Below are 3,026 nucleotides of genomic sequence, written 5' to 3' on the forward strand. Positions count from 1 at the left end.
GCGTCAATCCCGATGAGGTCACCGCTGAAATCGGTGATCACATCCGCGCCGCCATTGTAGATGAACGTGTCGACGCCCGCGCCACCAGTAAGGGTGTCATTGCCTGTCCCGGTCTCGAACCGGTTGTCCTCGGCATCCCCAGTGACCTGAGCGTCATAGGTCCCGCGCAGCATCAAAGATTCGATGTTGGAAATGGAGTCCGACTGGGTCGGGTCGCCCAATTGCCCTGAATAGCCAGTGGTCAGGTCGAGCTGATAGACGAAGCCTGCGGGCAGGGTGAAATCTCTCAGGTCTATTTCAAGCGTGTCGACCCCGTCACCGCCATCGACCGTGTCGCTGCCACCGTAGAGACGGATCCAGTCGTTGCCACCGGCGGCGTTAATGCTGTCATCGCCATCGCGGTCCGCGAAATAGTTTTCGTTATCATCCCCGATCAGGGTGTCATTCCGGTCGGTGCCCTCGACAGCCTCGATCCCGCTGAGGCTGTCGGTGTCGCCGTAGCTATCCGTTGCGACACCGGTCGCGAGGTTCACGTTAACCCCGTTGGTCCCGCCCTGCTCCAGCCAGTACTGGACCGTGTCCCAACCGCCATTGCCGTTGATCGTGTCATTGCCCGCTTCGCCGACCCAGGACTCGTCGCCCTGCCCGGTGCCGGAACCGCCGTTCGATCCGTTGAAGACGTCCGCGTCCTGCGTGCCATTGAAGTTGTCGGCATAGGTGAAGGTGTCGTTCACCACACCGGCGTTGTTGCTGGTGGTCGTCCCGGTGCCGTTCGCGCCAACCGTGATGACGACCCCGCCCGTGCCCGCGACGTTTTCATAGATGACGTCGATGCCGCCGCCACCGCGGTCGGCGAAGGCCTGGGCGTGGCCGATGATCGTGTTGCTGCCGGCGCCGCCTTGAATGATGTCGCCATAGCCCTGCGATGCAGAATCGCCGCCAGACGCGTCAAGGGTATCGTCGCCGTCCCCCCCCCGGAGGTTATCGCGTCCGCCACCACCGCTCAGGCTGTCATTGCCATCACGACCTTCCAGATCGTTGTCTTCTCCATCCCCGATGATGGTGTCGGCAACATTCGTGCCCGTGACACGCTCGAACCCGGACAGGGAATCCGTGTCTCCGAACCCGTCGATTGCAACGCCGGTTGTCAGGTTGACGTTCACGCCGGACGCCCCGCCGTAGCTGGCGTCACGGTCATAGCGCACGCGGTCGATACCAATACCGCCGTCAAGTATATCATTGCCTTGAAGGCCGCGGATATGGTTGTCGCCATCGTCGCCGGTGAGCGTGTCGTTGAACATCGAGCCACGGATCATCTGGAAGTTCGAGATCGTGTCCGTTCCGGCGCCGCCTGTCGCGATGCCCGTCGCCAGGTTGACGTTCACGCCCGCGATAGCATCCGTATAGGCAACCTGGTCATAGTCGGCCCCACCATCGAGCGAGTCATTCCCAAGGCCGCCGACGATGTAGTCATCGCCGGCACCGCCCAGCAACGTGTCGTTCCCGCCATTGCCGCGGAGCTCATCAACCCCAGCACTGCCGTCGAAAAACTCGCCGGTACCCGACCCGTTGAACGTATCATCCACAGAGACGACCGCGTTCAGAATCGCTGTCGTCGGATCAATCGGCGCACCCGGCCCGTAGGCGCCTGTCGGAAGGGCCACCGACGAAACGCTGGCAACCAAGGCGTCCAGTTCAGCCTGGCTGGTGGGCAGCGGAACGGTGGATTCCAGAATGTAGTTATGATCAATGCCAGTCGAACCTTCATAGATCGACAGGAGGATGAGGTGCCCTCCCCCGGAAAAATTGAACTGGCTGATAAAGGATTCGTTCGACACGGATTCCGGAATGTTGACGACGCCGCCGCCACCATTCGTGGTGACGATGTCCACCTCCGGAACACCAAATGCGTTGGTGGCTCCCCCGGAAATGACAGAATAGGTGAGCGTCTCTCCCTCTGAAATCGTCATTACCAAGGTATGCGGACCGACATAAGTCGGACTGGCGTCACCCGTTGTCTGGAACCCTTGGACAGAAATGGTGGTCATGGCGACATCCCCCTGAAAATACCCGCTCACCGGCCGGCCCTTCAGAACGTCGCCGATGAACTTTTGACAAAATTTCGTCGAATGTATCAGCGGGTTGTCGCCGAGGGGTAGTCAGGTTTTCTGGAATTGACACACATGTCGGATCGGCGGGGGGCGTATTGATCAGATCGTGGGCCGACAGGAACCGCTGGGCCTGTCGTGGCGATTTGAAGTGCCCCATGATATTCTCGTGGTTCCGGGTTAAACTGTGCGACCCTTCGATCCGGTTGTTCTGGCCTTTGTGAGCGCGATGATCGGCCTCCGTCGCCAAGTCCCGGATCGACTTGAAATAACTGCGCAGCTTGTCTGTGATCACGCCACGCGCAGCAAGCCGATCTTCGACCTCCGCTGTGCGCAGGGCGAAACGGTGGCAAGCCCAAGCCGCGCAAGCGATGATTTCACGGGGAAAGCGAAACAGGACGTTCAAGACGACGACCGACAGCAACCAGAGCTTCAACATCGCGCAGAACCTTTTGAACCGAAACCTCGCCGCTGACCGGCCCAACCAGAAAGGGGCCGGTGACATCAGCTATATCTTGAAAAAATCAGTGGCAGATCAGGTGAACTGGCTGTCTCGGCCAGCGCGGCAGGCGATCCATGCCGCCAGCATCGCCTCACTGGCAAAGCGATCAAGGGACGACGAGGCGCCGCTTATCGTGGCCTTCATGAAAGGTATCGCGGCACCTGCCAAAGCAGCGATTGCGGCGTCTGGAACAACGTGCCAGTTTGAGGTGGTGTCGTTTCTGGGCAATGGACGACAGGCCGATTTCTGTGCAGCCACGACTGCGATCATGCCCAAGCTGCTGAGCCTGTAGCCAAGGAGTCAGATTCGACCCGAAATGGCCCGTGCCATGCCTACTATGTAAGCGGTTCGCCGCCCCCACACTTTCGAGCTGACGTGTGATCTGCGATTCAGAGGCTTCTTTGGTTTGTGGGGAG

2 protein-coding genes and 2 pseudogenes are annotated in these 3,026 nt (G+C 59.9%); 2 read left to right on the forward strand and 2 right to left on the reverse strand.

Annotated features, from left to right (window positions below; genetic code table 11):
* On the reverse strand, positions 1-2,048 hold a 2,048-nt coding region (locus BKY27_RS19435), incomplete at its 3' end, for a calcium-binding protein (protein ID WP_146636321.1).
* 154 nt (positions 2,049-2,202) lie between these two features.
* A pseudogene (locus BKY27_RS19810) lies at positions 2,203-2,547 on the reverse strand (DDE-type integrase/transposase/recombinase); the annotation flags it as partial.
* Here BKY27_RS19810 and BKY27_RS20690 point away from each other — a divergent pair.
* Together BKY27_RS20690 and BKY27_RS20305 are read left to right on the forward strand one after the other, a co-directional pair.
* Positions 2,498-2,624: pseudogene (locus tag BKY27_RS20690) on the forward strand (IS3 family transposase); the annotation flags it as partial. The pseudogenes BKY27_RS19810 and BKY27_RS20690 sit on opposite strands and share 50 nt — an antisense overlap.
* A 23-nt stretch (positions 2,625-2,647) precedes the next feature.
* Positions 2,648-2,902 (forward strand): hypothetical protein, encoded by a 255-nt coding sequence (locus tag BKY27_RS20305; RefSeq protein ID WP_199559141.1) that lies wholly within the window; start codon positions 2,648-2,650, stop codon positions 2,900-2,902.
* Positions 2,903-3,026: the final 124 nt, after the last annotated feature.

Origin of the sequence: Nioella nitratireducens, from assembly GCF_001879715.1 — a bacterium.
GTDB lineage: Bacteria > Pseudomonadota > Alphaproteobacteria > Rhodobacterales > Rhodobacteraceae > Nioella > Nioella nitratireducens.